The organism is Streptomyces sp. NPDC057616, assembly GCF_042800575.1.
Classification (GTDB): Bacteria; Actinomycetota; Actinomycetes; order Streptomycetales; family Streptomycetaceae; genus Streptomyces.
This window is the reverse complement of sequence record NZ_JBHVGU010000022.1, coordinates 136,797-163,736: the sequence shown is the minus strand read 5'-3', so window position 1 is coordinate 163,736 and position 26,940 is coordinate 136,797. Positions and strand designations below refer to the sequence as shown.

Genomic DNA, 26,940 nt, shown 5'->3' with positions numbered 1-26,940 from the left:
TGGAGAAGGCTTCCGTCAGACGGAAGCCCCCTTGCCCCCCTGCGTCCCCCGTCACGAATCTGAGTTCAACCACGGCACGCGGGGCGAGGACGCCCCGCTCTCAGGGACGGGATCGCCATGCCTCACATGACCGCCTTCGCCAGGAACCAGTGGTACGTCGCCGCCTACAGCCACGAGGTCGGGCGCGAGGAGCTGCTCGGCCGGACGATCCTCGGTGAGCCGCTCGTGTTCTACCGGACGGAGGAGGACGGGACGCCCGTCGCGCTCGCCGACCGCTGTGTGCACCGGCGCTTCCCGCTGCACGAGAAGCCGAGCCGGCTCGACGGTGACAGGATCGTGTGCGGGTACCACGGGTTCACGTACGACACGACCGGTACGTGCGTGTACGTGCCGGGGCAGAAGCGGATACCGCGCACCGCGCGGGTGGCCTCCTATCCCGTCGTCGAGCAGGACTCGCTGGTGTGGGTGTGGATCGGCGACCCGGCGCTCGCCGACGCGCAGACCATTCCGCGCGCCCGCCACCTCGACGCCCCCGGCTGGGTCACCGTGCGCGGCATGGAGCCCATCGACGCCGACTACGGGCTGCTGGTCGACAACCTCCTCGACCTCTCGCACGAGACGTATCTGCACGGCGGCTACATCGGCACCCCCGAGGTGGCCGAGACGCCGATCACGACCGAGGTCGACGAGGGCGCCGGCATCGTGCGGGTCAGCCGGCACATGGACGACGCCGAGTGCCCGCCGTTCTACGCCAGTTCGACCGGCATCCAGGGCCGGATCACCCGCTGGCAGGACATCGAGTACCACGCGCCGTGCCTGTATCTGCTGCACAGCAGGATCGCCCCGGCCGGCGTCGTGCCGGAGGCCGACGGCAGCGACCCGAACGGCTTCCACACCGAGATCACGTACGCCATCACGCCGTCGGGCGACGGCCACGTGTACGACTTCTGGATGGTCTCGCGCGACTGGGCGATCGAGGACGCGGAGGTCACCGAGTTCCTGCGGGGCAACAACCACACCGTGGTCATGCAGGACGTCGACGCGCTCAACCTGCTGCAGCGGACGCTCGGTTCGGAGCGGACCGGCTACCAGGAGCTGAGCATCAACATCGACACCGGCGGCCTGGCCGCGCGCCGTATCCTCGCCCGGCTGGTCGAGGAGGGCGAGAAGCCCGTGGAGAAGGTCCAGTGAGCAACGGCCCCACCGGCGAGATCTACCGCATCGACTGGCTGCCGGGCACCGACGTCCTGCACGGCACCTGTCACTGCGGCGCCGAGCACACCGCCCAGGACCCGGTCGAGATGTGGGAGTGGATGCTCGGCCATCCCGAAGGACACCGGCCGCAGGAGAGCAGCGCGTCATGACCGTGTACGAAGCCGAACTCGTCGTCGAGCGACGGGAGTCCGCGGCCGACGGGGTGCTCGCCCTCACCCTGCGCCATCCGCTCGGCGAGGATCTGCCGCCCTGGGAGCCGGGCGCCCACGTCGACGTCGTGCTCGGGCCGGAGCTGGAACGGCAGTACTCGCTGTGCGGGGACCCCGCGGACCGCTCGGCGTGGCGGATCGCGGTGCTGCGGGAGCCGGACGGCCGAGGCGGATCGGCGCATGTGCACGAGCAGTTGGGCGCGGGCGACAAGGTGCGGGTGCGCGGTCCGCGCAACCACTTCCGGCTGGAGCCAGCACCCCGCTATCGCTTCGTGGCCGGCGGCATCGGCATCACCCCGATCCTGCCGATGCTGGCCGCGGCCGAGGCGGCGGGCGCGGAGTGGACGCTGCTGTACGGCGGCCGCACCCGCAACTCCATGGCTTTCACCGAGGAGTTGGCGTGTTACGGAGACCGGGTGACCGTCTGCCCGCAGGACGAGTCCGGGTTGCTGGACCTGGACCGGGTGCTGGCCGGCCTGCCCGAGGACACCCTGGTGTACTGCTGCGGTCCGGGGCCGCTGCTGGACGCGGTCGAGGCGCGCTGCCCGGCCGGGCGGCTGCGCGTCGAGCGGTTCGCGCCGAAGGAACAACCAGGCGGCGAGAACGCCGAGTTCGAGGTCGAGCTGGCGCAGAGCGGGCGCAGCGTCACCGTCGCGGCGGACGTCTCCGTGCTGGACGCGGTGCGGGCCGCCGGGGTCGAGGTGCTGTTCTCCTGCACCGAGGGCACCTGCGGCACCTGTGAGACCGAGGTGCTCGAAGGCGCCCCGGACCACCGCGACTCGGTGCTCACCGACGCGGAACGGGAGAGCGGGGAGACGATGATGATCTGCGTGTCCCGCTGCCGTGGGAAGCGGCTCGTGCTGGACCTGTGACCTCGAGGTCGGCGTCGATCCGGGCAACCGCCGCGAGCAGGTGCGGCAGCAGGTCCCGGCGGATCGACTCGACGGAGTTGCGGCCGGCCGGGACGGCGATGTTGACGGCCGCGACCACCTCGCCGCCCCGGTCTCGCACCGGGGCGGCCACCGACCGGAGTCCCTCCTCCAGCTCCTGGTCGACGAGGGCGTACCCCTGCCGCCGTACCCGGTGAAGTTCCGCCCGCAAGGCGGCAGTTGACATCACGCTGTGTTCCGTCAGGGGAAGCAGCTCGATGCGGGCGAGCCGGGCGTCGATCTGCTCGTCCGGCAGATGGGCGATGATCATCCGGCCCACCGAGGTCACATGGGCCGGGAACCGGGTGCCCACGGTGATCGCCGCCGACATGATGCGGCGGGTGGGGACCCGCGCCACGTAGACGATGTCGTCGCCGTCGAGCAGGCACAGCGACGACGACTCCCGTACCTGCTCGACGAGTTGCTCGAGGTGCGGCTCGGCGATCTGCGGCAGCGTGACGCTGGAGAGGTAGGAGTAGCCGAGCTCCAGCACGCGTGGGGTGAGCCGGAAGAGCCGGCCGTCCTGGTGGACGTAGCCGAGGTCGGCCAGGGTCAGCAGCAGCCGGCGGGCGGCGGCCCGGGTCAGGCCACAGGCGTCGGCGACCTCGCTCAGGGTGCGCGCGGGATGCTCGGCGTCGAAGGAGCGGATGACGGCGAGGCCGCGTTCGAAGGACTTCCCGAAATGCGGTGCGCGGGCTCCCCCGGGCATGGGCCCACCCCCAAAAAGTGTCAACAATGTTGTCGGCGAACCCATTGACCGGACCCGTTGCGGCTTCTACCTTCCCGCTGGCAGGGCTGCGCACTACTGTGCGCCCTGCGCACGACCTGTCGGAACATCGCTGCACCCGTTCTCTGCACAGGAGGAGTCATGCGCCGTCTGATCGCCGGTCTGACGACCGGCACGTTCCTGCTCGCCGTGACGGCCTGCGGCTCGTCCGGGGGCTCCGGCTCTTCGGGCGGCAGCACCTCGTCCGACGGCACCACGACCATCAAGGTCAGCACGATCCCGATCGTCGACACGGCGCCGCTCTACGTCGGCCAGGCCAAGGGCTTCTACGCCAAGCACGGGCTGAAGCTCACCATCAGCCTGGCGCAGGGCGGCGCGGCCATCGTGCCCGGAGTGGTCAGCGGCCAGTACCAGTTCGGCTTCTCCAACGTCACCTCGCTGCTGATCGCCCAGTCCAACAACGTGCCGGTCAAGGCCGTGGCCGAGGGCGTGAACTCCACCGGCAAGCAGAACGCCGACTTCTGCGGCCTGGTCGTCCCCAAGAGCAGCAAGATCACCTCGGCCAAGGAGCTGGCCGGCAAGAAGGTCGCCGTCAACAACCTCAACAACATCGGCGACACGACGGTGCGCGAATCGGTCCGCAAGGCGGGCGGCGACCCCTCGAAGATCAAGTTCGTCGAGCTGCCCTTCGACCAGATGCCGGCCGCGCTCGACAAGGGCCAGGTCGACGGCGCGTTCATCGTCGAGCCCGCCTTCACCCAGGCCAGGAGCGAGGGCGCGAAGAACGTCGCGTCCCCCTTCGTCGACGCCGCCGACAACCTGACCGTCGCGATGTTCTTCACCTCGCAGCAGTACGCCCAGAAGAACCCCGACGTGATGAAGAGGTTCCAGGAGGCGACCAAGGAGGCCCTGGCCTACTCCGACAAGAACCCGGACGAGGTCCGCAAGATCGTCGGCACGTACACCAAGATTCCCGCGGCGCTGCTGTCCAAGATGACGCTGCCCCGCTGGCCCGAGGAGCCGAACAAGGCCTCGATCGAGACCCTGGCGAAACTCGGCGAGCAGGACGGCCTGTTCAAGACGTCGCCGGACGTCGACAAGCTGATGCCGTGAAGGGACTGAACACCGCACTCGGTGCGGCCGGGCTCGCCGCCTTCCTCGCGCTGGGCGAGGTGGTGCCGCGGGCCGGCCTCGTCAACGAGAGCTACTTCCCGCCGACCAGCCGCATCGCCTCCGCACTTCGCGACGAACTCGCCGACGGAGCGTTCTGGTCGGCGCTCGGCGACACCCTCACCGGCTGGGCGATCGGCCTCGCGATCGCCGTCGGCGCGGGGGTCGTCGCGGGCGTCGTGCTCTCCGTCGTGCCGTATCTGCGCGAGGCGACGGCCTCGACGGTGGAGTTCCTGCGCCCGATCCCCTCGGTCGCCCTGATCCCGCTGGCGGTGCTGCTCTACGGCACCCAACTGCGGTCCGTGCTCCTGCTGGTGGTCTACGCGTCGTTCTGGCAGGTGCTCATCCAGACGCTCTACGGCGTCCAGGACGTCGACCCGGTCGCCGACGAGACGGCGCGGTCGTACGGGCTCGGCACCTGGGCGCGGGTCCGCCATGTGCTGTGGCCGACCGCGCTGCCGTACGTCATGACGGGGGTGCGGCTGGCCGCGGCGGTCGCGCTGATCCTCGCCATCACCGCCGAACTCGTCATCGGGGCGCCGGGGTTGGGCCAGCAGATCGCTGTCGCGCAGAGCTCGCAGGCGGTGCCGGAGATGTACGCGCTGATCGTCGTCACCGGGCTGCTGGGACTGCTCATCAACGTCGGCGCGCGCACGGTCGAGCGGCGGGCGCTGGCCTGGCACCAGTCGGTGCGCGGGGAGGTGGCGGTGTGATCGGGCGCGTGCTGCTGAAGATGCTGCCGGCCGTGGCGCTGCCCGCGGTGCTGATCGCCGTGTGGTGGGCCGCGTCCAGCGGCAGCGTGAACCCCTACTGGCCGCCCTTGCGGACGATCCTGAAGACCTTCCCGGACGTCTGGACCGGCGAGCGGCTGCGCTCCGACGTGCTGCCGAGTCTGCTCAGGCTGCTCGCGGGCTACGCGATCGCGGCCGTCGCCGGCATCGCGCTCGGCACGGTCATCGGCTCCTACCGGCGGGTGCGCGCGTTCTGCGAGCCGGTCCTGGAGTTCCTGCGGGCCATCCCGCCGCCCGTACTGGTCCCGGTCATCATGCTGTTCGCGGGCATCGGCAACTCGATGAAGGTCCTGGTCATCGCCAGCGGCTGCGTCTGGCCGATCCTGCTCAACACGGTGGAGGGCGTGCGCGCCGTCGACTCCGTGATGCTGGAGACCGCCCGCTCCTACGGCATCACCGGCGCCGCGCGGCTGCGCACGCTGGTGCTGCCCTCGGCCGGCCCGCAGATCTTCGCGGGGCTGCGGCAGTCGCTGTCCATCGGCATCATCCTGATGGTCATCAGCGAGATGTTCGCGGCCAGCAACGGCATCGGCTTCACCGTCGTGCAGTTCCAGCGCAGCTTCGCCATCCCCGGCATGTGGACCGGCATCCTCGTCCTCGGCCTGCTCGGCTTCCTGCTCTCCGTCGTCTTCCAGCTGGTCGAACGGCGGGTGCTCGCCTGGTACCACGGCCTGCGGGCCGCCACCCGGCGGTCCTCGTGAACATCGCGAAAGGGCGGTCCATGGACGCGCTGCTCGACGTATCCGGTCTGCGCAAGGCCTACGAGGGCTCGGGCCGCAGCGTGGAGGCGGTGCGCGACCTGACCTTCTCGGTGGAGACCGGTGAACTCGTCTGCGTCGTCGGCCCCTCCGGGTGCGGCAAGACCACGCTGCTGAAGTGCCTGGGTGGACTGCTCACACCGACGGCCGGCCAGGTGCTGCTCGCGGGCAGGCCGGTGACCGGGCCGCCGCCCGGGATGGCCTTCGTCTTCCAGGAGTACGGGCGCAGCCTCTTCCCCTGGATGCGGGTCGCCGAGAACGTCGAACTCCCGCTGAAGCAGAAGCACTTGACCAAGCACCGGCGCAGGGAGCTGGTCAGGGACGCGCTGGACTCGGTCGGCCTCGCGGACGCCGCCGGGGCCTATCCCTGGCAGTTGTCCGGCGGCATGCAGCAGCGTGTGGCCATCGCCCGCGCGCTCGCCTACGAACCCGACGTCCTGCTGATGGACGAGCCGTTCGCGGCGGTCGACGCGCAGACCCGGGCGGACCTGGAGGATCTCGTACGGGGCCTGTGGCGCGAGCGCGGCATCACGATCCTGTTCGTCACCCACGACATCGACGAGGCGGTGTACCTGGGCGAGCGCGTGATCGTCCTGTCCGCCTCCCCCACCGTGGTGCGGGAGCAGCTGAAGGTCGATCTCCCCTCCGACCGCGACCAGTTGCACACCCGCGTGGCCCCACGCTTCGCCGAACTGCGCACCCACGTCTACGAACAGATCCAGTCGGCGAAGCGCGGCCCCGGCCCTATGCCGCTCACGAAGTCAGATACGCCTCCACCTCGCTGAACTGGCCCGCCGGCCAGCCCGTGTTGGCGGTCACCGTCAGTCTCAGGTAGCGCAGGTTCGTGGTTGCCGGGAGGGCGACCGTGGCCGTGTTGCCGGTGGCCGGGTCGAAGCGGTAGCCGGTGGAGCCGGCGACCGTGGAGTAGGCGGACCCGTCGGTGCTGCCGAGCACGGTGACGGTCTGGGTGCGTGCGCCCCAGGCGGACGACGGCGGCAGCTTCAGGACCAGGCGGCGCACGGCCTGGGTGGAGCCGAGGTCGACCGTCAGGGACTGCGGGAAGGCGTTGTTCGCCGACTCCCAGTAGCTGTTGACGTCGCCGTCGACCGCCTTGCCCGGTGTGTAGACGTCCTGCGAGCCCGTCGCGGTGGCCGGGCGGCCCTTGGCGAGGTTGCGGCCCGGGTCAGGGTCCGTGTTGCCCTGACCGGGCTGCGGCCAGGTCGAGCAGTCGCTCCAGGTGCTGCTCCAGCCGGAGTTGCCGCCGCCGTCGTTGACGGCGAACGGGCCGGAGCCCGCGGGATAGGGGCAGTTGTAGATGCCGGCCGCGCCGACCCCGCTGGCCTGGACGTTGCTGAACTTCGCCGAGCCCTGCGTCTCCGCCTGGACGACGACCGTGCCGGTGTTCCTCACCGTCGCCCCGCTGATGTTGACGCCGCTGACCGGGTAGCCGTGGCCGCCGCCGGAGACGAACTCGAAGGCGCTGTAGGGGCTGTCGGTGATCGTCGTGTCGGTGATGTTCACCGTCGCGTTGATCGCGCTGTCGTAGGAGTCGACGCGCAGCGCGCCCATCGGGTGGTTCCAGTTGGGGTTGATCGCGCCGGTGCGCACGAGGGTGTTGCCGGCGACCGTGATCGTGCCGGACAGCGGGGAGAAGGGGTCGAGGAACTTCTGGTTGGAGATGGCGATGCCGCTGCCGAGGGCGTTGGTGTCGGAGACCAGGTTGTTCCTGACGGCGATGTCGGTGCCGCCGTAGATCGCGATGCCGTTGGCGAGGTTCGGCTGCGAGATGGTGTTGTTCTCGAAGCTGCTGTTGCTGTCCGCCCCGTTGAGGGACCACATGGCGAGCGAGTCGTCGCCCTGGTTGCGCAGGAAGTTGTTGCGGACGCGGACCCCGTGCGCGTTGCCGTTGAGGTTGAGGCCGTCGGCGGTGGTGTCGAGGATGCGGTTGTTCTCGACGACCAGGTTGTCGTTGTTGCCCATCAGCCACAGGCCGACCTTCATGTGCTGGATCCACATGCCGGAGACCGAACTGTTCGGCCCGAGCGAGCCGTTGACGAAGTTGTCCGGGTTGGAGTCGACGCGCTCGGTGACCTCGCCGAGTACCGCGAAGTCCTTGATGTGCACGCTCCCGGAGGAGCTGGACTGGTCGATGAAGCGGGAGGTGTGCACCGTCGAGTACCAGCTGCCCGCGCCCTGGAGCGTGACGTTCTGCACGCCGCCGAGCGAGGACGTCAGCCTGTAGTCGCCCGGCGGGATCCACACCACGCCACCCTGGGCCGCGGCGACGGCGTCCCGGAAGGCCTGCGTGGAGTCGCCGTTGCCGCTGGGGTCGGCGCCCTTGGAGATGACCGACACCGACCCGGCGGGCTGCGTGGCGGCTCCGTCGACCTGCTCGAAGTCGGCGACGTCGACGGTGACCTGGGTGCCGGTCGACTCGAAGGCGACCTTGTCGCCCGGCTGGACGCTCTGCCCGAGCAGCATCCGGGCGTTGTCGAAGAAGTGGTGCGTCTTCGCCCCGGCGATCCACCCGGTGTCGATGTAGGAGTACTTGGAGGTCACCGGAAGCGTCTTGGCGAGCTTGGTGCCGTTGACGTACACGTTCAGCGAGCCGGTCTGACCGTCCGGGACGTTGTAGGAGACGTTCACCGCGTTGCTCGCGCGCGGCACGGTGAACTCCACGCGCTGGCCGGAGTTGAGCCGGACGGCCTGTCGTCCGGACGCCTCGGAGGCGACGGTGCCCTGCGTGTAGTCGGGGCCGATCCTGGTGCCGGTGGTGGTGGCGGACTCGGCCTCCACGGAGGAGAAGGGCAGGCTCGCGCCGGCGGCCGCGTGGGCGGCTGGTGCGACGGCGGTGAGCAGTCCGGCGGAGAGGGCGACCACCATCGCTGCTGGCATGCCTCTGACAGTCCTGTGCATGTGCTGATCCCTTCGTGTGGGGGTGTGGGGATAGCGGTACGGGTCGGGAGAGACGTACGAACGTGGTGCGGCTCAGCCTCGCAGCCAGACCGCGGTGTCCTTCGGCAGCCGCCCGTCGGTGTCCAAGGGGCCGCTGGCGAGCAGGAGTTCGGTGTGGGCGGGCAGGCCGGCGGGGGTGTCCGCGAGGTTCACCGCGCAGACGGCGTCGCCGCGGGTGAAGGCCAGCACGCCCTCCGGCGCGGGCAGCCAGGTGAGCGGGCCGGTGCCGAAGACCGGGCGCAGCCGGATGCCCGCGCGGTAGAGGGCGAGCATCGAGCCGGGGTCGGCGGCCTGGAGGTCGGCGGCGTACGCGGACCAGCCGACGGGCTGCGGCAGCCAGGGCTCCTGCCGCGAGCCGAAGCCCGCGTACGGCGCCTCGGCGGTCCACGGCAACGGGACCCGGCAGCCGTCCCGGCCGGGGTCGGTGCCACCGGAGCGCAGGTACATCGGGTCCTCGATGCGCTCGCGCGGGATGTCGGCCTCGGGCAGGCCGAGCTCCTCGCCCTGGTAGACGTAGACGGCGCCGGGCAGGGCAAGGGAGAGCAGGGCGGCGGCGCGGGCGCGCCGGGTGCCGAGCGCGAGGTCGGTCGGGGTGCCGAAGGCCTTGGCCGCGAAGTCGAAGCCGGTGTCGCCGCGGCCGTAGCGGGTGACCGTCCGGGTGACGTCGTGGTTGCACAGCACCCAGGTGGCCGGCGCGCCCACCGGGGCGTGCTCGGCGAGCGTGGTGTCGATCGAGGTGCGCAGTCCCCGTGCGTCCCAAGGGCAGGACAGGAAGGAGAAGTTGAAGGCCGTGTGCAGCTCGTCGGGGCGCAGGTAGCGGGCGAAGCGCTCGGCGTCGGGCAGCCACACCTCGCCGACGAACACGCCGTCGTAGTCGTCGGCGACCGCACGCCAGGAGCGGTAGATGTCGTGCAGTTCGTCGCGGTCGACGAAGGGGTTGGGGTCGCGGCCCTCGACGTAGTCGGGCAGGGCCGGGTCCTTGGCGAGCAGGGCCGCCGAGTCGATGCGGACGCCCGCCACGCCGCGCTCGAACCAGAACCGCAGGATGTCCTCGTGTTCCTGGCGGACGGCCGGGTGGGCCCAGTTGAGGTCGGGCTGCTCGGGTGTGAACAGGTGCAGGTACCACTCCCCGTCGGGCAGCCGGGTCCACACCGGCTCGGTGGAGCCGACGAACTGCGACGGCCATTCGTTGGGCGGGAGTTGGCCGTGGGCGCCGCGGCCGGGCCGGAAGTGGAACAGCTCGCGCTCCGGGCTGCCGGGGCCCGCGGCGAGCGCGGCCCGGAACCAGGGGTGCTGGTCGGAGACATGGTTGGGCACGATGTCGACGATGGTCCGGATGCCCAGTTCGCGCGCCTCGGCGATCAGCTTCTCCGCCTCGGCGAGGGTGCCGAAGGCCGGGTCGATCGCGCGGTAGTCGGCGACGTCGTAGCCGCCGTCCTTCATCGGCGAGAGGTACCAGGGGGTGAACCACAGGGCGTCGACGCCGAGTTCGGCCAGGTACGGCAGTCTGGAGCGGACGCCCGCGAGGTCGCCGGTGCCGTCGCCGTCGCCGTCGGCGAAGCTGCGGACGTACACCTGGTAGATGACGGCGGAGCGCCACCAGTCCCGCACGTCGCTCGGGTCCGTCGAGTCCTTCTGGGCAGGGGTGGGCTGTCCCACTGTGCATGCCTTTCTGTCGAAGGGAGGGCGTCAGCCCTTCGTGCTGCCCGCGCTGATCCCGGCGATGATGTGCCGCTGGAAGATGAGGAACAGCGCGACCATGGGGATGCTGGCGATGACCATGGCGGCGATGAGCACGGTGAGCTGGATGTTCTGCGACAGCTGGACGAGTGCCACGCTGATCGGCTGTTTGTCGGTGTCGGAGAAGACCATCAGCGGCCACAGGAAGTCCTGCCACACGGCGACCAGCGCGAAGATCGACACGACGCCGAGAACCGGCCGCGACATGGGCAGCACGATCGACCAGAGGGTGCGCAGCTTTCCGGCGCCGTCCATCTCGGCGGCCTCCAGCACGTCGCGGGGAAGCTGGTCGAAGAACCGCTTGAGCAGATAGAGGTTGAAGGCGTTGGCGACGGCCGGCAGCCAGATGGCCAGCGGGTCGTTGAGCAGGCTGGTGTGGAGCAAGGGCAGGTCGGCGACGGTCAGGTACTTCGGTACGACGAGTGCCTGCGCCGGGACCATCAGCGTGGCCAGGATGCCGCCGAGGACGACCTTCCCGAAGGCGGGCCTGAGCTTGGACAGGGAGTAGGCCGCGGCCGTGCAGAAGACGATCTGGAACGCCCAGGCGCCGGCCGCCTGGACCACCGTGTTCCACAGGTGCTCCGGCAGCTGCATCAGGTCCCAGGCGTCGGTGTAGCCGCCGAGGTGCCAGCGCTTCGGTACGAGGGTGGGCGGGGTCTGCGCGATCTCGTCCGGCGACTTCAGGGCGCCGGTCACCATCCAGTACACGGGGAAGAGGAAGGCGAGGGCGAAGAGCAGGACGACGCCCGTGAAGACGGTCCAGTAGACGGCCTTGCCGCGCGGCCGGGCGAGGGTCGCCGGCGAGACGAGGGTGCGGATGGCGCTCATGCGTCGTCCTCCCCGGAGCGGGTGAGCCGCAGGTAGACGGCGGCGAAGGCGCCGAGCAGCACCAGGAGCATCACGCTGAGCGCGCAGGCGCCGCCGAAGTCGTTGTAGAGGAAGGCGTACTTGTAGATCAGGTACAGGACGGTGACCGTGGCGTTCTCCGGTCCGCCGCCCGTGATCACGAACGGTTCGGTGAAGACCTGCATCGTCGCGATGACCTGAAGGAGCATCAGCATCAGGATGACGAACCGGGTCTGAGGGATCGTCACGTGCCGGATGCGCTGCAGCAGGTTGGCGCCGTCGAGTTCGGCGGCCTCGTACAGCTCGCCCGGGATGGACTGCAGGGCGGCCAGGTAGATCAGGACGGTGCCGCCCATGTTGGCCCAGGTGGCCACGATCACCAGGGAGACGAGTGCGGTGTCGGCGCCGTTGGACCAGTTCGAGGTCGGCAGGTGCAGAAAGCGCAGCGCCTCGTTGGCGAGGCCGGCCCCGGGGTCGTAGAACCACTTCCACAGCAGGGCGCTGACCACCGGCGGGATCATCACCGGGAGGTAGACCACGACCCTGAAGAAGGCCTTGGCGTGCCGGAGTTCGTTGAGGACGAGGGCCATCACGAAGGGGATCGCGAAACCGATCAGCAGCGCCAGCAGCGTGAAGGTGAAGGTGTTGCGCCAGGCTGCGGTGAACTCCGGGTCGTGCCAGACGCGGGTGAAGTTGGCGGTGCCGACCCACTCGGGCGAGGAACCCGGCGTGTACTTCTGGAAGGCGATCACGACCGCGCGGATCGCCGGGTACCAGGAGAACAGGGCGAAGCAGAGCAGGCCGCCGAGGAGGAAGGCGTAGGCGCGGGCCTGGTCGGCGAGGCGGCGCCGCCTCCGGTCCCCTGCCGGGGGCGGCGCCTGCACCGGGCGTACGGCGACCTTGCCGATCGGTCGCCGCTCGGCCGTCTTGGTCATGCTCAGCCCCGCGCCAGGATGCTGTCGATCTTGCCGGAGGCTTCCTTGAGCAGCTGGTCGATGTTCGCGTCCTTCTTGGTGAGGACCGCGGAGACGGCGCCGTCGAGGACGGAGTAGATCTGCTGCGCGTTCGGCGGCTCGATCTTCATCTGGAGCTGCTGGTTGCCGTCGAGGAAGGACTGGTAGTTCTCCACCGGCACATTGGCGTTGGCCTTCTTGACCTGCTGGTCCTTGGCGTCGGCGGCGCCGGTGAACAGGCGCGGCTCGGGCAGGCCGACGGGTGCGTCCGCCTTCTTGGCGCGGGCGTAGTCGCCGAGGAAGCCCGATCCGGGGGTGAGGAACATGTGGTCGAGCCACTTCAGGCCGGCACGGATCTGGGCGGGCGTGTCGTGCTTGTTGAACATGTAGCCGTCGCCGCCGATGAGCGTGCCCTTGCCGCCGGGCATCGGGGCGAGCGCCAGGTCCTTGTAGTTGCCGCCCTTCTCCTTGACCAGGATCGGGATGTTGTCGGGCGCGGAGAGGTACATGCCGAGCTTGCCCGAACCCATCATCTGCTGCACGTCGTTGATGACGAGGAGCTGCTTGCTGCCCATCGAGTTGTCGCTCCAGCGCATGTCGTGCAGGTTCTGCAGGACGGCGTGGCCCTCGGGGGTGTCGATGGAGGCCTTCTTGCCGTCGGCGCTCACGACGTCGCCGCCCTGGGAGTACATCTCGGCGGTGAAGTGCCAACCGCCCTGGTTCTGGGCGCTGTAGTCGGCGTACCCGACGGTGCCGCCGCCGAGCGCGGCGATCTTCTTGGCGTCGGCGCGGACCTCGTCCCAGGTGGCCGGGGGCTTGTCGGGGTCGAGTCCGGCCTTCTGGAAGAGCTGACGGTTGTAGATCAGGCCCATCGAGTAGCCGGTGCGCGGGACGCCGTAGATCTTCCCGTCGACGGCGTAGATGTCCCGCAGCTGCTTCTGGAGGGTGCTGTAGCTCTTCAACTCCTTGATGTACGGCGTGAGATCGGCCGCCTGGTTGATGTCGACCACGTGCTTGGCGTCGGTGAAGTACGTGTAGAAGACGTCCTCCATCTGGCCACCGGCGAGCTTGGCGTCGAACGTCTTCGGGTCCTGGCAGGGGAACGCGTCGTGCGCGACGACGTCGATGTCCGGGTTCTGCTTCTCGAAGGCGGCGACGTCCTGCTCGAAGAACCCCCGGTCGACCTTGGCGCTCTTGGGCGGCTCGCAGTTGACCGTGATGCGCGTTTTGCCGCTGGAGGAGTCGTCGTCGCTCGATCCGCAGGCGGACGCGGTCAGAGCGAGCGAACAGACGCCGAGTGCGGCGAAGGTACGGCGGAACCCGGTGCTTCTCATCGGTGGACCCCTCTGGGCAGGAGCGGTGGGCGACGCACACTCAAGCACCGCCGACATCTGGACGCAAGATGTCGCGCGCAATTTGAAATTATTCGACAGGCGAGTGGATCTCAGGGACGGGGCGCCTGCGCGGTCGACCCCCTGACCACCAGCTCGGGCTCGAACAGCAGCTCCTCGGCGGCTACGGAACTGCCGTTGATCTGCGCGTTCAGCAGCTCCACGGCCGCCCGGCCCATGGCCTCGATGGGCTGGCGGACGGTGGTCAGCGCGGGCTCGGTGCAGTTCATCAGCGCGGAGTCGTCGTAGCCGACGACCGACACCTGCGCGGGGACGCCGAGTCCCTTGCGGCGCGCGGCCCGGATCACCCCGAGGGCGAGAGGGTCGCTGGCGCAGATGAAGCCGGTGACGCCCCGCTCGATGAGCCGGGAGGCCGCCGCGTGCCCGCCCTCGATGGAGAACATGGCCCGCGCGACGCACTCGTCCGGGAGTTCGCCCATGGCCCGGGCGGCGGCGAGCTTGCGCTCCGAGGGCATGTGGTCCGACGGGCCCAGCACCAGCCCGATCCGCTCGTGCCCGAGGGAGGCCAGGTGCCGCCAGGCCTGTTCCATCGCCACCGCGTCGTCGCAGGAGACGCCGGGGAAGCCGAGGTCGCCGATGGAGGCGTTGACCAGCACGACCGGGATGTTGCGTTCGGCGAGCCGGCGGTAGTGGTCGTGCGGGGCGTCCGCCTGGGCGTACAGCCCGCCCGCGAAGACGACACCGGAGACCTGCTGCTGCAGCAGCAGCTCCACGTAGTCGGCCTCCGAGACACCGCCCTTGGTCTGGGTGCACAGCACGGGGGTCAGGCCGAGCTGGGCCAGGGCGCCGCCGATCACCTCGGCGAACGCCGGGAAGATCGGGTTCTGCAGCTCGGGCAGCACGAGGCCCACGAGCCGGGCGCGCTCCCCGCGCAGCTGTGTGGGCCGTTCGTAGCCGAGGACGTCCAGGGCGGAGAGCACCGCCTGCCGGGTGGACTCGGAGACCCCTGGTTTGCCGTTGAGCACCCGGCTGACCGTGGCCTCGCTGACCCCGACCTTCTTCGCCACCTCAGCAAGTCGTCGCGTCATGAGCGCAAGAATAGCGCAAGAAATGCAAACAGCTTGCGTAATGGCGTCAGTGAGCCGCCCACAGACCGCGGACGTGCCCGAGGTGCCTGGTCATGACCTCGCGCACGCCCTCCGGGTCCCGCGCGAGGAGGGCGTCGAGCAGTTCGAGGTGCTCCTCCGCGGAGGCCTGCAGCCGCCCCGCCTCCACCAGGGCGGTCAGCCCGTACAGCCGCGAACGACGCCGCAGATCCCGTACGACCTCCACGAGGTGGTCGTTGCCCGCCAGCGCCAGCAGGCCCAGATGGAAGTCCAGGTCGGCCTCGATGTACGCGATGAGGTCGCCCTTCGCGGCCGAGTCGACGATCTCCACGGCGAGCGGGCGCAGCGTCTCCAGGTCGGCGGCGGCCGCGGTGGTCGCGAGGCCCACCGTCGTCGGGATCTCGATCAGCGAGCGGATGTGCTTGTACTCGTCGAGCTGCCGGTCGGACACGGCGGTGACCCGGAAGCCCTTGTTCGGGACGATGTCGACCATGCCCTCCTTCACCAGCTCGAGCATCGCCTCGCGCACCGGGGTCGCGGAGACGCCCAGGCGCGGGGCGAGGGCCGGCGCCGAGTAGACCTGGCCCGGGAGGAGTTCGCCGGCGATCAGGGCGGCCCGCAGCACATCCACGACGCGTTCGCGGAAGTTGGGCGTCCGGCCGCCGAGCGGCGGCAGTGCCGGGCGTTTCTGCGGGGCCATGGTGATCGTCCTCCTCGGGTCACCCGACATTATCGAAGCCGCCTACAGCACGAACCCCGCGGGGAAGGGGTCCTCGGGGTCCAGCAGGTACTGGGCGGTCCCCGTGATCCAGGCGCGCCCGGTGAAGCTGGGCAGCACGGCGGGACGGCCCGCCACCTCGGTCGTGCCGAGGAGCCGGCCGGTGAACCGGGTGCCGATGAACGACTCGTTCACGAACTCGGTGTGCAGCGGGAGTTCGCCGCGCGCGTGCAGCTGGGCCATGCGCGCGCTGGTGCCGGTGCCGCACGGCGAGCGGTCGAACCAACCGGGGTGGATCGCCATCGCGTGCTGTGAGTGGCGCGCCGTCGAGCCCGGGGCGAGCAGGTGGACGTGGTGGCAGCCGCGGATGGACGGGTCCTCCGGGTGGACCGGCTCCTCCTCGGCGTTGACGGCGTCCATCAGGGACAGGCCCGCCGAGAGGATGTCGTCCTTGCGGGAGCGGTCGAAGGGCAGGCCGAACTGCTCCAGCGACAGGATGGCGTAGAAATTGCCGCCGTAGGCCAGGTCGTAGGTCACCGAACGCCCGTCGGCCAACGTCGCCTTGCGGTCGAGTGCGACGGCGAACGACGGTACGTTCCGGAGCGTCACCGCCTTGGCCGCGCCGCCCTCCACCGCGACCTCGGCGATCACGAGTCCGGCCGGGGTGTCCAGCCGGATGGTGGTGACCGGTTCGACGACCTCGACCATGCCGGTCTCCACCAGCACCGTCGCGACGCCGATCGTGCCGTGCCCGCACATGGGCAGATAGCCGGAGACCTCGATGTAGACGACGCCCCAGTCGCAGTCGTCCCGGGTCGGCGGCTGGAGGATCGCGCCGCTCATCGCCGAGTGCCCGCGCGGCTCGTTCATCAGCAACTGCTTGATGTCGTCGCGGTGTTCGCGGAAGTACAGCCGCCGCTCGTTCATCGTCGCGCCGGGGATGGTGCCGATCCCGCCGGTGATCACCCGGGTCGGCATGCCCTCGGTGTGCGAGTCGACGGCGTGCAGGACGAGTCTGCTGCGCATGGCCCTACGCCAGTCCGGCCGCGACGGCCTGCTCGGTGGCGGCCCGCACCACGGCCTCCTGCTCCGGCAGCAGCGGCACGCGCGGCGGTCGGCAGCCGCCGCCGTGGCGCCCCACGATGTCCATGGACAACTTGATGGCCTGCACGAACTCCACCTTCGAGTCCCAGCGCAGCAGCGGGTGCAGCTGCTCGTAGAGCTTCCTGGCCGTGCCCAGGTCTCCCCCGACGGCGGCGCGGTACAGCTCGACGCTCGACCTCGGCAGTGCGTTCGGGTAGCCCGCCACCCAGCCCTTCGCACCCGCGATCGCCAGCTCCAGCAGCACGTCGTCGGCGCCGATCAACAGGTCCAGTTCCGGGGCGAGTTCGGCGATGCGGTAGGCGCGCCGGACGTCCCCGGAGAACTCCTTGACGCCCTGGATGTACCCCTCGCCGTGCAGCTCGGCGAGGAGTTCCGGCACGAGGTCGACCTTGGTGTCGATGGGGTTGTTGTACGCCACCACCGGCACGCCCGCCCTCGCGACCTCCGCGTAGTGGGCGAGCACCGAACGCTCGTCGGCACGGTAGGCGTTGGGCGGCAGCAGCATCACGGCCTCGCAGCCGGCGTCGCGGGCCTGCTCGGCCCAGCGGCGGGCCTCCGCGGAGCCGTAGGCGGCGACGCCGGGCATCACGCGCTCCCCGCCGATCGCGCCGACGGCCGTCTCGACGACCCGGGCCCGCTCCTCGGGGGTGAGCACCTGGTACTCCCCCAGCGAGCCGTTGGGCACGACGCCGTCGCAGCCGTTCTCGACGAGCCAGGTGCAGTGTTCGGCGTACCGGCCGTGGTCGACGGAGAGATCGTCGTTCAGCGGGAGCGCGGTGGCGACGAGAACACCGCGCCAGGGACGTCGGTCGGTCATGAGGGCCCTCCATCGGTCGGGTGGGTGTGCTCGCGGTGCGTCGGGCGTGCGTGCTCGCGGGCGAGGACGCCGAGCGGGACAGGACGTGCGAACGGCCTTCTGGACGGGGTGGGTTCGCACCCGGTGAGGCCGGCCACCCCGGGTGCGCAGACGCGGCCCTGGCACCAGCCCATGCCGGCCCGGGTCAGCAGCTTCACCGTGCGCAGGTCGCCCGCACCGAGCTCCCCGGCGGCGCCCCGGATCGCGTCGGCGGTGACCTCCTCGCAGCGGCACACCACGGTGTCGTCGCGGACCTGCTCCGTCCAGTGCGCGGGCGGGGCGTACACGGAGTCGAGCATGGCGGCGAACTCCCGTAGCCGGGCACGGGACTTGGCGGCACGGGCCCACTCACGCGGGTCCGGTTCGCCGCCGCCCAGGCGGGCCGCGGCCGAGCGCCCGGCGATGTGCCCCTCGGCCAGCGCGAGGCCGGAGCCGCCGATACCGGTGGCCTCCCCCGCGGCCCAGACGCCCGGCACGTCGGTGCGCTGTTCGTCGTCGACGTGCACGGCCGGCCCGTCCAGGCGGCAGCCGAGCGTCTCGGCGAGGTCGGTGTGCGCGAGCATGCCGTGGCCGACGGCGAGCGTGTCGCAGGGGATGCGGCGCCCGGTGCCGGGCCTGACCCGCCCGTCGCCGTCCAGGGCGGCGACCGTCACGGCCTCCAGGCGCTCGTCCCCGTGCGCCTCGACGACGGTGTGCCGGGCGAGCGTGCGCACGCGATGCCGGAGCAACCGGGCCACGTATCCGGCGCCTTCGGCGACCTTGCCCGGCTCGGCGGCCAGCGCGCCGGTCCGCCGCAGGAAGGCGCGGGGCGCCGCGGACTCGACGAGCGCCGCGACCCGCATCCCGGCCGCGGCGAGTCCGGCCGCCACCGGCAGCAGCAGCGGCCCGGTGCCGGCGACGACGGCGGTACGGCCGGGCACCACGAGCGCCCCCTTGAGCATGGCCTGCGCCCCGCCCGCGGTGACGACTCCGGGGAGGGTCCAGCCGGGGAAGGGCAGCACCTTCTCGTACCCGCCGGTGGCCAGGAGGACGGCGTCCGCGTCCACGGCCGCCGCGTCCTTGGGCTCGGGGCCGAGGAGGGCGTGCACGGTGAAGCGGCCGGACTCCGGCCCCTCCGGCCGCCGTTCCACGAACCAGACATGATGGTCCGTCAAATGCCGTACGGCACCTGCCTTCATGTGTGCCGCGAGGGCGTCGCGCAGCCGCTCCCACGTCCGCCAGTCGTGGTGCAGCGCCTGCGGCCGGCCCGCGCGCAGCCCGGCGGCCGGCTGCCGGTAGAACTGGCCTCCCGCCTGAGGGGCCGCGTCGATCAGGGTGACCCGGACGCCGTGGGCGGCGGCGGCCACGGTCGCGGCGAGGCCGGCCGGGCCCGCGCCGATCACCGCGAGGTGAGGGGTGGCCAGGGAGCGTTCAGTCATCGTGGCCCGTCCCCTCCTGCGTGCGGATCGCGTCGCCCGGTTGCAGGGTGACCAGGCAGGCCCGCCTGCCCGGGCGGTCGTTGACGGTCACCAGGCAGTCGAAGCAGACGCCGATCCCGCAGAAGACGCCGCGCGGGCGGCCCGCGCCCCGCGTGGTGCGCCATGACGTGATGCCGGCCGTCCAGAGCGCGGCGGCGACCGTCTGGCCGGGCAGCGCCTCGATCTCGCGGCCGTCCAGGGTGACCGTGAAGGCGGGGCCCGGGCGGGCGCCGGCCAGGTCGAGCGGGGAGCTCACGCGGCCTCCTCGGCGAAGCGGTCGGGGCGCAGCGGCGTCAGGTCCAGATCGGGTGTCTTCGCGGTGAGCACCTGCGCGATCAGGTGGCCGGTGCCGGTCGACAGGCCGATGCCGGCTCCCTCGTGGCCGCAGGCGTGGAAGAGGCCGGGGACCCGCGGATCGGGACCGACGGCCGGGAGGTGGTCGGGCAGGTAGGGGCGGAAGCCGAGGTAGGTGCGGATGGCGTGGACGTCGGTCAGGAAGGGGAACAGCCGGGTCGCGTCCGCCGCCAGGGCGCGCAGCGCGGGCAGCGAGAACGACCGGTCGAAGCCGACCCGTTCACGGCTCGCGCCGATCAGGATGGGTCCGGCGGCCGTGCCCTCCACGACCGGCGAGGTCTGCAGCGCGGCCGAGTCGCTGGCCACGTCGGCCACGTAGTCGGCGGCGTACACCTTGTGGTGGACCAGGCGCGGCAGCGGCTCGGTGACGAGGACGAAGCCGCGCCGCGGGAGGACGGGCAGGACCACCCCGGCGAGCGCGGCGACCTCGCCGCCCCAGGTGCCCGCCGCGTTGACGAGCGCCGGGGCGTGGATGTCGCCGTGGTCGGTGCGCACGCCGAGCACCGCGCCGCCGGGGGCGTGCAGGACGCCCGTCACGGTCCGGCCGGTCAGCAGGCGCGCCCCCGAGGCCCGCACCAGATGCGCGGCGGCCAGGGCGGGCATGACCTGGGCGTCCTGCGGATAGTGCACGGCTCCCGGCAGGCCGGGGGCGAGGTGGGGTTCGAGGGCGTACAGGGCGTCGCCGTCGACCGGTTCGGCCGCGACGCCCGCGACGCGCTGCTCGGCGGCGAGGCGCTCCAGCGCGGCCAGCCCGCCCGGTGATGTGGCCACCACGACGCCGCCCTTGGCCTCGTACTCGATGAACTCCCCGTATTCCTGGGCCAGTTCACTCCACAGGCGGTTCGACAGGAGGGCGAGGTCCAGCTCCGGGCCCGGCTCCTTGTCGGAGACCAGCAGGTTGCCCTCCCCGGCGCCGGTCGTGCCGCCGGCCACGGGGCCGCGGTCCATGACGACGACGTCCAGGCCCGAGCGCGCCGCGTACAGGGCGCAGGCGGCGCCTGTCATTCCGGCGCCGACGACCACGACATCGCAGGTCAGGGGATGACTCACGCCAGTACTATGTCACATACCACAAGGGTTGGGAACAGTGCCGCGCGCACCCGGCCCCGGCTAGACCCGGCTCCCGGTCGCCGTGTCCGAGGACAGCCGCTGGGCCACGTAGATCGGCACGACGGAGAGCAGCACCAGGACGGCCGCCACCACGTTCACCACCGGTGCCTGCTGCGGCCTGGTCATGTTGTTGAAGATCCAGATGGGCAGCGTCTCGATGCCGGGCCCCGCCGTGAACGTCGTCACCACGATCTCGTCGAAGGAGAGCGCGAAGGCGAGCAGCCCGCCCGCGAACAGCGCCGAGCGCACCAGCGGGAAGGTGACGTCGGCGAAGGCGCGGAAGGTGTTGGCGCCCAGGTCCATCGCGGCCTCCTCGTAGGAGCCCGCGGTACGGCGCAGCCGGGCCACGACGTTGTTGAAGACGACGACGATGCAGAAGGTGGCGTGGCCGACGATCACGGTGAACAGGCCCAGGCCCACACCGAGGGGTTCGAGCACCGTGCTGAAGGCCGAGTTGAGGGCGATGCCCGTGACGATGCCGGGCAGGGCGATCGGCAGCACGACCACGAAGGAGATGGTGCCGCGGCCGAAGAACCGGTGCCGGGCGACGGCGAAGGCGATCAGCGTGCCGAGCACCAGGGCGATGGCGGTGGCCCCGAGCCCGGCCTTGACCGAGACCCACAGCGCCTCACGGGCACCGGCGTTGCGCCAGGCGACCTCCCACCAGTGGAACGTGAACCCGGGCGGCGGCCAGCTCGCGCTGCGGTCCGGGCTCAGCGAGTTGACGAGGACGAGCAGCAGCGGGACGTAGATCACGGCGAAGCCGAGCGCGGCGGCGACGCGGAGCGCGATGCGGGCGGATCGGGAGAGTGTCATGGGACATAGCACCTGGCTTCGGACGGCATGGCACCCCGCCTCACAGACTGCTCAGTGCGCCGGTACGGCGCATGGCCAGCAGGTAGATCACGATGACCACCACCGGCACGGTGCCGAGCGCGGCCGCCATGGGCAGGTTGAGCTCGATGTTGGAGTAGACGACGTTGCCGATGAGCTGGGTCTTGCCGCCGACGATCTGCACGGTGATGTAGTCGCCGAGGCTCAGCGAGAAGGTGAAGATCGACCCGGCGGCCACGGACGGCAGCACCATCGGCAGCACCACCGAGCGGAAGGTGCGCCAGCTCCGCGCGCCCAGATCGGCCGACGCGTCGAGGAGGTTGGCGGGCAGCTGCTCCAGCGCGGTGTGGATCGGCAGGATCATGTAGGGCAGCCAGAGGTACGTCAGGGTCAGCACCGTGGCCGGAAGGCCGTACCCGGGTCCCGCCGCCCCGAAGGGCTTCAGCATCCAGTCGGCGAGCCCGCCCTCGGACAGGATCAGCCGCCAGGCGTACACCTTGACCAGGTAACTGGCCCACAGCGGCGTGAGGATGGCGACCACCAACAGCGGCCGCCACCTCGGCCGGGCGACGCGAGCGGTGTAGAAGGCGAGCGGGAAGGCGATCAGTGCGCACACCACGGTGACCGCGAGGGCCACGCCCACGCTGCGCAGGATCACCTGCCGGTAGACGGGCGTGGTCAGCAGCTGGTGGAAGTTGTCGGTCGACCAGACCTTCACCACCTGCGAGGTGAAGGAGTTGGTCGTCCAGAAGGCGGAGACGAACAGGACGGCGAGCGACCCGAGGTAGAGCACGGCCAGCCACAGCAGCGGCGCGGTCAGCAGCAGGGTCAGCCGGAGCCGGGGGCGGCGGTGCAGCGCCCCGGCGAGGCGCCGGACGGTGCCCCGCCTGGCGCCCGCCTCGATGGCGGTCATACGGTCAGCCCTTGATCTCGGTCCAGGCCTGGACCCACTTGGCGTACGGCACGCACTTCACGTCGGTCCGGCCGTCCAGGCACTGCTCGATGGGGGTGTTCCAGAAGGCGATGTTCTTCCAGTAGTTCTCGTCGGCCGCGTGGTAGACGGTGCAGAAGTTCTTGTCGCTGGTCAGCCGGCACGCCTCGGCGTTGGCCGGTGCCTCGCCGAAGTATTCGGCGACCTGGGCGTTGACCTTCGGCGAGACGATCCAGTCCAGCCACTTGTAGGCGCAGTTGGGGTGTTTGGCCTTGGCCGAGACCATCCAGGTGTCGGACCAGCCGGTCGAACCCTCCTTGGGCACGAATGCCTTGACTTTGGCGCCCTCGTCGGTGGTGAGGTTCGCGATGACCTGCCAGGTGGTGCCGACCACGGAGTCGCCGCTCTTGAAGGCGGAGACCTCCTTGAGGTAGTCGCTCCAGTACTCGCCGACGTTCGCGTTCTGCTTCTTCAGCAGGGCCACGGCCGCGTCGAACTGCTTCTGGTCCAGCGCGTAGGGGTCCTTGATCTTCAACTCGGGCTTGGTGTCCTTGAGATACAGCGCGGCGTCCGCGATGTAGATCGGGGAGTCGTACGCGGTGACATGGCCCTTGTGCTGGGCGGCGTCGTCGAAGACGGCCGCCCAGGAGGTGGGCGCGGGCGTGACCTTCTGGGTGTTGTACATCAGCAGGTTTGCGCCGCGGCCGTGCGGGATGCCGTACATCTGGCCCTTGACCGAGTTCCAGCTGCCGTTCTTCAACCCGGCGAAGATGTCCTTGTAGTTGGGCACGAGCTTGGTGTTGACGGGGGCCGCGTCGCCGGAGGCGATCAGGCGCAGCGAGGCGTCGCCGGAGGCGGAGACGGCGTCGTACTCGCCGGTCTTCATGAGCTTGACCATCTCGTCGGAGCTGGCCGCGACCTTGGAGTTGACCTGGCAGCCGGTCTGCTTCTCGAAGTCGGTGACCCAGTCGACCTTGGGGTCGTTGGAGCCGTCCTCGACATAGCCCGCCCAGGCGATCAGGTTGACCTTGCCCTCGGTCTTGCCGAGTTTCGTGGGCGCCTTGAGATCAGGGGGGTTGAGCCCGGTGGAGGAGGAGCCGCCACCGGAGTCGGAGGAGCCGCACGCGCCGGCGGCGAGGAGCATGGCGGCGGCGCAGGCCGCGACCTTGAGGGTTCGGGTGAGACGCACGTCGTTCTCCCTGCGGTGTGGGGGCTTCGGCGGCCGGGACCGGGGCTTCAGCGGGTGTCGGGCACCTGGACGGTGTGGCGGCGATGCCATTGCAGACGCACGCGCGTGCCGCGGTAGGCGGCGACGTCCTCGGCGGAGGTCTCCAGGTTCTGCTGGAGCGCGGTGAGGCGGCCGCCGGCGTCGAGATCGACCAGGAAGCGGGTGCTGTCCCCGAGGTAGACGACCTCGGCGACGGTGCCGGTGGCGGTGGTGTGGTCCGGCTGGTCGGCCTCCGCGGACTCCTTGAGGACGCGGATCTTCTCGGGCCGGATGCTGTAGACGCCGATGTCGCCGACGACACGCTGGGCGGCCTCGCCGTCGATCAGGTTCGAGGTGCCGACGAAGGAGGCGACGAACGGCGTGGCGGGGCGTTCGTAGATCTCGGCGGGGGTGCCGACCTGCTGGATGCGTCCCTGGTCGAAGACCGCGATGCGGTCGCTCATCGTCAGGGCTTCCTGCTGGTCGTGGGTGACGAAGACGAAGGTGATGCCCACCTCGCGCTGGATCTCCTTGAGTTCGACCTGCATCTGCTCGCGCAGCTTGAGGTCGAGGGCGCCCAGCGGTTCGTCCAGGAGCAGCACGCGGGGGCGGCCGACCAGGGCGCGGGCGAGGGCGACGCGCTGGCGCTGGCCGCCGGAGAGCTGGGCGGGGCGGCGCGCGCCGTAGCCCTCGAGGCGGACCTCGGCGAGGGCCTTGCGGGCGCGGACCAGGCGTTCGGCCTTGGGCACCTTGCGGATCTTCAGGGCGTAGGCGACGTTCTGCTCAACGGTCATGTGCGGGAACAGGGCGTAGTCCTGGAACACCGTGTGCACGTCCCGTTCGAACGGGGCGAGGCCCGTCACCTCCTGGCCGGCGAGTTCGATGCGGCCGGCGGTCGGGGTCTCGAAGCCGGCGATCAGACGCAGGACGGTGGTCTTTCCGGAGCCCGAGGGACCGAGCATGGAGAAGAACTCCCCGTCCCTGATCTCCAGTTCGATGCCGGCCACGGCGGTCGTCTCCCCGAACGACTTCCGCAGATCGTGCAGCCGGATCGCCACTCCCTCCATGCACGGGAACCTTTCTGGCGCTCTCTTACGTTGCACGGAAAGATATGAAGTCATAGTTCAAAGCTCAAGTCCCCCTTAAGGTAAAGCTTGAGTCAACGCACAAGGTGGTGCCCGTGAAGCAGCAGCAGATGAACGGCGGCGCCCGCAGGGCCGTCTTCACCCCGGTGGACAACCGGGCGCGCGTCGACGCCGTCGTCCGCCGGATCGGCGACGCCATCGAGCTCGGCCTGCTCGCCGAAGGGGAGCAGCTGCCCGGCGAGAGCGAACTGGCCGGGCAGCTCGGCGTGTCCACCGTGACCCTGCGGGAGGCGCTGATGGCCCTTCGCCAGCAGGGCCTGGTCACCACCCGAAGGGGCCGCGGCGGCGGCTCCTTCGTCTCGCTGCCCGAGACCCCCGGCGAGGAGCGGCTCAGGGCCCGGCTGCGCGGCTGGAGCACCGAGGAGCTGCGCGATCTCGGCGACCACTGGGCCGCCCTGTCGGGCACCGCCGCCCGGCTCGCCGCCGAGCGCACCGAACCCGACGACCTCGTACAACTGCGGCGCACCGCAGAGGAGTTGACCCAGGCGGCGGACACCGCGGCGCGCAGCCGGGTCTACGGCCGCTTCCATGTGGAGCTGGCGGCCGCGGCGCAGTCGGCGCGGCTGACCCGGGAACAGGTCGCGCTGCAGACCGAGATCGGCGCCGTGCTCTGTCTTGTGCTCGGGGACGACGAATATCGTGAAGAGGTGGCAGACCGTCACCGGTCCGTAATCTCGGCGGTGCAGGATGGGGCCCACGAAACGGCCAGGGAACTGGCCGAGCGGTGCGTCCAGGAGTCCACGGCGCGGCTCGTCGCGCTGCGCCTGACGCTGTAGGCCGTGCCGCGCCCGGTCCCCGTTCGCTGGAGGGTGCGCATGAGCCTCGCGACGGCAGCAGCCGGCACGGCTCCGGAGAAGGCGGTCGCGGCCGGCGTCCGTTCGGCGCTGGAGAGCGTGTTCGACGCCGTGGCCGCCACCCGCGCGGACACCGCACGGCTGCTGGACCGGGTGGCCGCCGAGGGCCGCCGCCCCGCGACCGTGGACCTCGCCGCCCTCCGCCCGGGCCTCCATCTGCGCCTGGCCCGCCACGAGTTGGTCTCCGGCGTCGGGTTCGTCGCCGCCCCGGGACTGCTGGCCGACGTACCGGCCTGGCTGGAGTGGTGGCAGAGCGACTCCGAGGGCGGCGTACGGCCGCTGCTGCTCGACCTCGACCCCGAGCAGTCGGCGTACGCGGACTACACGCACTGGGACTGGTTCACCATCCCGCGCGACACCGGCGAGCGCGCGGTGGCCGGACCCTACGTCGACTACCTCTGCTCCGACGAGTACAGCCTCACGCTGTCCGCGCCGGTGCAGATGGCGGGCCGCTTCGCCGGGGTGGCCGCGGCGGACGTGTACCTACGGCACTTCGAGGCGGCCGTGATGCCGATGCTGCGCGGGCTGCCGGGACCGGCCCATCTGGTGAACGCGCGCGGCCGGGTGACCGCCTCCGCCGACCCCGCCCATCTCGCCGGATCCCTCACCAAGGGACCGGACTTCGCCGCCGTACTGGACCGGGCGCGGCCTCAGCGGTTCCGGGACCTGCGACTGGTCCCCTGCCGGGACATCCCGCTCGTGCTCGTGATCGCGCGGGGCTGAGCGGGGTGCGGGTGATCAGGCCCCCTGGGCCGGCACCACCGTCAGATGCGCCGCCGTGTGCCGCGTCCGGCGGGTGCGGGGCCGCTCGCGGCGGGCCTCCCGCAGCACCAGCGTGATCCTGGTGTACCCCATGTCCTGCAGTGTTCGCGGCGTCTCGTCCACCACACGGCAGTCGGTGGCGCCCCAGCGCGGATCGGGGTGCTTCAGGGTGCGCACCGCGCCGTCGTGCGCCACGGCCTGCTCGCCGACTGCGCGGATCCAGTGCGGCAGGCCCTGCCGGTAGGCGGCCTCCATGATCGGGTCCTGGGCGATGTCGCGGCGGATGGACTGCAGTCCGTGGTCGTGGCCGTAGCGCTCCACGGCGGCCGCGAAGTGCGCCAGCATCGGCAGGCACCAGCTCGACTCGTGCTCGCCGAGGACCGTGGCCGCGTCGGGGTGGAAGAGCACGAACCTGAGGAAGTTGTCGGCCGGCATGGCCGTCGGGTGCGGGCCCACCTCACGGAAAAGTGACGCGAAAGCGTTGTTGGAGAGGACGACGTCCCAACGGTGGTCGAGGACGACGGACGGAAAGGGAACGGCCTCCAGGAGGACGGCGTAGTCCTCCAGATACGCCTGGGCGTCGAGACTCTCGGGGACGGGCCGCGGCGCCGACCGCTGCCCACCTGCCTGATATGCCATCGGGAGGTCACCCCTCTTGCCTCTGCGGCCTTCACGCGGCGCCTTGATCCTGCGGTCCCGAGGCGGATCGTGTCAACTATCGTGGCATTTCGTGCTGGTTGACGGCTGAAATTGGCCACAGTTGTGGCGACGTCTGGATGTGAGTTCGAACTACCCGGTAATCTCCGTCGAGTTCACGGCAACCGCTTGTGAGAAGCCTGTGAGATACGTAGGAGATC

At 70.7% G+C, this 26,940-nt stretch carries 27 protein-coding genes; 9 read left to right on the top strand and 18 right to left on the bottom strand.

Translation table 11 applies throughout. The features are described from left to right. The first annotated feature begins 117 nt into the window (after window positions 1-117). The 3 genes from ACFU97_RS27045 to ACFU97_RS27035 are packed head-to-tail and all read left to right on the top strand — an operon-like array spanning window position 118 to window position 2,296. On the top strand, window positions 118-1,191 hold the full coding sequence (locus tag ACFU97_RS27045; protein WP_384261308.1) for a Rieske 2Fe-2S domain-containing protein: 1,074 nt from the start codon (window positions 118-120) through the stop codon (window positions 1,189-1,191). Then, window positions 1,188-1,364: a hypothetical protein gene (locus ACFU97_RS27040; RefSeq protein WP_384261306.1), complete on the top strand. Its 177-nt coding sequence runs from the start codon at window positions 1,188-1,190 to the stop codon at window positions 1,362-1,364. Before ACFU97_RS27045 ends, ACFU97_RS27040 begins: the two co-directional genes overlap by 4 nt. Next, window positions 1,361-2,296 carry a PDR/VanB family oxidoreductase gene (locus ACFU97_RS27035; RefSeq protein WP_384261304.1) on the top strand — a complete coding sequence of 312 codons (936 nt, stop codon included), beginning with the start codon at window positions 1,361-1,363 and terminating at the stop codon, window positions 2,294-2,296. Before ACFU97_RS27040 ends, ACFU97_RS27035 begins: the two co-directional genes overlap by 4 nt. Here the strand turns inward: ACFU97_RS27035 and ACFU97_RS27030 are convergent. Next, window positions 2,211-3,062 (bottom strand): IclR family transcriptional regulator C-terminal domain-containing protein, encoded by an 852-nt coding sequence (locus tag ACFU97_RS27030; protein WP_384261301.1) that lies wholly within the window; start codon window positions 3,060-3,062, stop codon window positions 2,211-2,213. The two genes, ACFU97_RS27035 and ACFU97_RS27030, sit on opposite strands and share 86 nt — an antisense overlap. Before the next feature lie 159 nt (window positions 3,063-3,221). On the opposite strand from ACFU97_RS27030, the gene ACFU97_RS27025 reads away from it, so the two are divergent. The 4 genes from ACFU97_RS27025 to ACFU97_RS27010 are packed head-to-tail and all read left to right on the top strand — an operon-like array spanning window position 3,222 to window position 6,584. Further along, complete coding sequence (locus ACFU97_RS27025) at window positions 3,222-4,193, top strand: ABC transporter substrate-binding protein (RefSeq protein WP_384261298.1); 972 nt, start codon at window positions 3,222-3,224, stop codon at window positions 4,191-4,193. Beyond that, window positions 4,190-4,963, top strand: coding sequence for an ABC transporter permease (locus ACFU97_RS27020; protein ID WP_384261295.1), 774 nt, complete (start codon window positions 4,190-4,192; stop codon window positions 4,961-4,963). The genes ACFU97_RS27025 and ACFU97_RS27020 overlap by 4 nt, the downstream gene beginning before the upstream one ends. Before the next feature lie 20 nt (window positions 4,964-4,983). Beyond that, window positions 4,984-5,742 (top strand): ABC transporter permease, encoded by a 759-nt coding sequence (locus ACFU97_RS27015; RefSeq protein WP_384261338.1) that lies wholly within the window; start codon window positions 4,984-4,986, stop codon window positions 5,740-5,742. Between the two features lie 20 nt (window positions 5,743-5,762). Next, window positions 5,763-6,584: an ABC transporter ATP-binding protein gene (locus ACFU97_RS27010; RefSeq protein WP_384261292.1), complete on the top strand. Its 822-nt coding sequence runs from the start codon at window positions 5,763-5,765 to the stop codon at window positions 6,582-6,584. Here the strand turns inward: ACFU97_RS27010 and ACFU97_RS27005 are convergent. The 16 genes from ACFU97_RS27005 to ACFU97_RS26930 form a co-directional block, all read right to left on the bottom strand. After that, window positions 6,553-8,694: a discoidin domain-containing protein gene (locus ACFU97_RS27005; RefSeq protein WP_384261289.1), complete on the bottom strand. Its 2,142-nt coding sequence runs from the start codon at window positions 8,692-8,694 to the stop codon at window positions 6,553-6,555. The two genes, ACFU97_RS27010 and ACFU97_RS27005, sit on opposite strands and share 32 nt — an antisense overlap. A gap of 93 nt (window positions 8,695-8,787) precedes the next feature. Further along, window positions 8,788-10,413: a glycoside hydrolase family 13 protein gene (locus ACFU97_RS27000; protein ID WP_384261286.1), complete on the bottom strand. Its 1,626-nt coding sequence runs from the start codon at window positions 10,411-10,413 to the stop codon at window positions 8,788-8,790. Window positions 10,414-10,443: 30 nt separating this feature from the next. Beyond that, entirely contained in the window at window positions 10,444-11,322 is an 879-nt protein-coding gene (locus ACFU97_RS26995; RefSeq protein ID WP_384261283.1) for a carbohydrate ABC transporter permease, read from the bottom strand. Continuing rightward, a complete protein-coding gene (locus ACFU97_RS26990; RefSeq protein WP_384261280.1) occupies window positions 11,319-12,275 on the bottom strand; it encodes a carbohydrate ABC transporter permease in 957 nt (318 codons plus the stop codon). Before ACFU97_RS26990 ends, ACFU97_RS26995 begins: the two co-directional genes overlap by 4 nt. 2 nt (window positions 12,276-12,277) lie before the next feature. Then, the gene (locus tag ACFU97_RS26985; protein WP_384261277.1) at window positions 12,278-13,627 is read right to left on the bottom strand and encodes an ABC transporter substrate-binding protein; all 1,350 of its coding nucleotides are present in this window, start codon (window positions 13,625-13,627) and stop codon (window positions 12,278-12,280) included. A 110-nt stretch (window positions 13,628-13,737) separates the two neighbouring features. Further along, on the bottom strand, window positions 13,738-14,733 hold the full coding sequence (locus ACFU97_RS26980; protein ID WP_384261274.1) for a LacI family DNA-binding transcriptional regulator: 996 nt from the start codon (window positions 14,731-14,733) through the stop codon (window positions 13,738-13,740). Between the two features lie 46 nt (window positions 14,734-14,779). Continuing rightward, a complete protein-coding gene (locus ACFU97_RS26975; protein WP_384261272.1) occupies window positions 14,780-15,451 on the bottom strand; it encodes a GntR family transcriptional regulator in 672 nt (223 codons plus the stop codon). 42 nt (window positions 15,452-15,493) lie between these two features. Beyond that, window positions 15,494-16,495 (bottom strand): proline racemase family protein, encoded by a 1,002-nt coding sequence (locus tag ACFU97_RS26970; RefSeq protein WP_384261269.1) that lies wholly within the window; start codon window positions 16,493-16,495, stop codon window positions 15,494-15,496. Window positions 16,496-16,499: 4 nt separating this feature from the next. Continuing rightward, window positions 16,500-17,390, bottom strand: coding sequence for a dihydrodipicolinate synthase family protein (locus ACFU97_RS26965; protein ID WP_384261266.1), 891 nt, complete (start codon window positions 17,388-17,390; stop codon window positions 16,500-16,502). Continuing rightward, window positions 17,387-18,847, bottom strand: a complete 1,461-nt coding sequence (locus ACFU97_RS26960; RefSeq protein ID WP_384261263.1) for an NAD(P)/FAD-dependent oxidoreductase — start codon at window positions 18,845-18,847, stop codon at window positions 17,387-17,389. The genes ACFU97_RS26965 and ACFU97_RS26960 overlap by 4 nt, the downstream gene beginning before the upstream one ends. Then, entirely contained in the window at window positions 18,840-19,142 is a 303-nt protein-coding gene (locus tag ACFU97_RS26955; RefSeq protein WP_384261260.1) for a (2Fe-2S)-binding protein, read from the bottom strand. Before ACFU97_RS26955 ends, ACFU97_RS26960 begins: the two co-directional genes overlap by 8 nt. Next, the gene (locus ACFU97_RS26950) at window positions 19,139-20,290 is read right to left on the bottom strand and encodes an NAD(P)/FAD-dependent oxidoreductase (protein WP_384261257.1); all 1,152 of its coding nucleotides are present in this window, start codon (window positions 20,288-20,290) and stop codon (window positions 19,139-19,141) included. The genes ACFU97_RS26955 and ACFU97_RS26950 overlap by 4 nt, the downstream gene beginning before the upstream one ends. Before the next feature lie 60 nt (window positions 20,291-20,350). Then, entirely contained in the window at window positions 20,351-21,166 is an 816-nt protein-coding gene (locus ACFU97_RS26945) for an ABC transporter permease (RefSeq protein ID WP_384261254.1), read from the bottom strand. Between the two features lie 40 nt (window positions 21,167-21,206). Continuing rightward, window positions 21,207-22,097: an ABC transporter permease gene (locus ACFU97_RS26940; RefSeq protein ID WP_384261251.1), complete on the bottom strand. Its 891-nt coding sequence runs from the start codon at window positions 22,095-22,097 to the stop codon at window positions 21,207-21,209. A 4-nt stretch (window positions 22,098-22,101) separates the two neighbouring features. Continuing rightward, on the bottom strand, window positions 22,102-23,304 hold the full coding sequence (locus tag ACFU97_RS26935; protein ID WP_384261249.1) for an ABC transporter substrate-binding protein: 1,203 nt from the start codon (window positions 23,302-23,304) through the stop codon (window positions 22,102-22,104). A gap of 47 nt (window positions 23,305-23,351) precedes the next feature. Beyond that, complete coding sequence (locus tag ACFU97_RS26930; RefSeq protein ID WP_384261247.1) at window positions 23,352-24,389, bottom strand: ABC transporter ATP-binding protein; 1,038 nt, start codon at window positions 24,387-24,389, stop codon at window positions 23,352-23,354. Window positions 24,390-24,517: 128 nt separating this feature from the next. On the opposite strand from ACFU97_RS26930, the gene ACFU97_RS26925 reads away from it, so the two are divergent. After that, on the top strand, window positions 24,518-25,243 hold the full coding sequence (locus ACFU97_RS26925) for a FadR/GntR family transcriptional regulator (protein ID WP_384261335.1): 726 nt from the start codon (window positions 24,518-24,520) through the stop codon (window positions 25,241-25,243). A gap of 39 nt (window positions 25,244-25,282) precedes the next feature. Continuing rightward, complete coding sequence (locus tag ACFU97_RS26920) at window positions 25,283-26,044, top strand: cache domain-containing protein (protein ID WP_384261244.1); 762 nt, start codon at window positions 25,283-25,285, stop codon at window positions 26,042-26,044. Window positions 26,045-26,059: 15 nt separating this feature from the next. Here the strand turns inward: ACFU97_RS26920 and ACFU97_RS26915 are convergent, their stop codons facing one another. Beyond that, window positions 26,060-26,722 (bottom strand): hypothetical protein, encoded by a 663-nt coding sequence (locus ACFU97_RS26915; RefSeq protein WP_384261242.1) that lies wholly within the window; start codon window positions 26,720-26,722, stop codon window positions 26,060-26,062. Between the last annotated feature and the right edge of the window lie 218 nt (window positions 26,723-26,940).

Coding starts and splice junctions, on each gene's coding strand:
- ACFU97_RS27045 (WP_384261308.1), top strand. CDS start 118: ATGCCTCACATGACCGCCTTCGCCAGGAACCAGTGGTACGTCGCCGCC.
- ACFU97_RS27035 (WP_384261304.1), top strand. CDS start 1,361: ATGACCGTGTACGAAGCCGAACTCGTCGTCGAGCGACGGGAGTCCGCG.
- ACFU97_RS27030 (WP_384261301.1), bottom strand. CDS start 3,062: ATGCCCGGGGGAGCCCGCGCACCGCATTTCGGGAAGTCCTTCGAACGC.
- ACFU97_RS27025 (WP_384261298.1), top strand. CDS start 3,222: ATGCGCCGTCTGATCGCCGGTCTGACGACCGGCACGTTCCTGCTCGCC.
- ACFU97_RS27015 (WP_384261338.1), top strand. CDS start 4,984: ATGCTGCCGGCCGTGGCGCTGCCCGCGGTGCTGATCGCCGTGTGGTGG.
- ACFU97_RS27010 (WP_384261292.1), top strand. CDS start 5,763: ATGGACGCGCTGCTCGACGTATCCGGTCTGCGCAAGGCCTACGAGGGC.
- ACFU97_RS27005 (WP_384261289.1), bottom strand. CDS start 8,694: ATGCCAGCAGCGATGGTGGTCGCCCTCTCCGCCGGACTGCTCACCGCC.
- ACFU97_RS26995 (WP_384261283.1), bottom strand. CDS start 11,322: ATGAGCGCCATCCGCACCCTCGTCTCGCCGGCGACCCTCGCCCGGCCG.
- ACFU97_RS26990 (WP_384261280.1), bottom strand. CDS start 12,275: ATGACCAAGACGGCCGAGCGGCGACCGATCGGCAAGGTCGCCGTACGC.
- ACFU97_RS26985 (WP_384261277.1), bottom strand. CDS start 13,627: ATGAGAAGCACCGGGTTCCGCCGTACCTTCGCCGCACTCGGCGTCTGT.
- ACFU97_RS26980 (WP_384261274.1), bottom strand. CDS start 14,733: ATGACGCGACGACTTGCTGAGGTGGCGAAGAAGGTCGGGGTCAGCGAG.
- ACFU97_RS26975 (WP_384261272.1), bottom strand. CDS start 15,451: ATGGCCCCGCAGAAACGCCCGGCACTGCCGCCGCTCGGCGGCCGGACG.
- ACFU97_RS26970 (WP_384261269.1), bottom strand. CDS start 16,495: ATGCGCAGCAGACTCGTCCTGCACGCCGTCGACTCGCACACCGAGGGC.
- ACFU97_RS26965 (WP_384261266.1), bottom strand. CDS start 17,390: ATGACCGACCGACGTCCCTGGCGCGGTGTTCTCGTCGCCACCGCGCTC.
- ACFU97_RS26960 (WP_384261263.1), bottom strand. CDS start 18,847: ATGACTGAACGCTCCCTGGCCACCCCTCACCTCGCGGTGATCGGCGCG.
- ACFU97_RS26945 (WP_384261254.1), bottom strand. CDS start 21,166: ATGACACTCTCCCGATCCGCCCGCATCGCGCTCCGCGTCGCCGCCGCG.
- ACFU97_RS26940 (WP_384261251.1), bottom strand. CDS start 22,097: ATGACCGCCATCGAGGCGGGCGCCAGGCGGGGCACCGTCCGGCGCCTC.
- ACFU97_RS26930 (WP_384261247.1), bottom strand. CDS start 24,389: ATGGAGGGAGTGGCGATCCGGCTGCACGATCTGCGGAAGTCGTTCGGG.
- ACFU97_RS26925 (WP_384261335.1), top strand. CDS start 24,518: ATGAACGGCGGCGCCCGCAGGGCCGTCTTCACCCCGGTGGACAACCGG.
- ACFU97_RS26920 (WP_384261244.1), top strand. CDS start 25,283: ATGAGCCTCGCGACGGCAGCAGCCGGCACGGCTCCGGAGAAGGCGGTC.
- ACFU97_RS26915 (WP_384261242.1), bottom strand. CDS start 26,722: ATGGCATATCAGGCAGGTGGGCAGCGGTCGGCGCCGCGGCCCGTCCCC.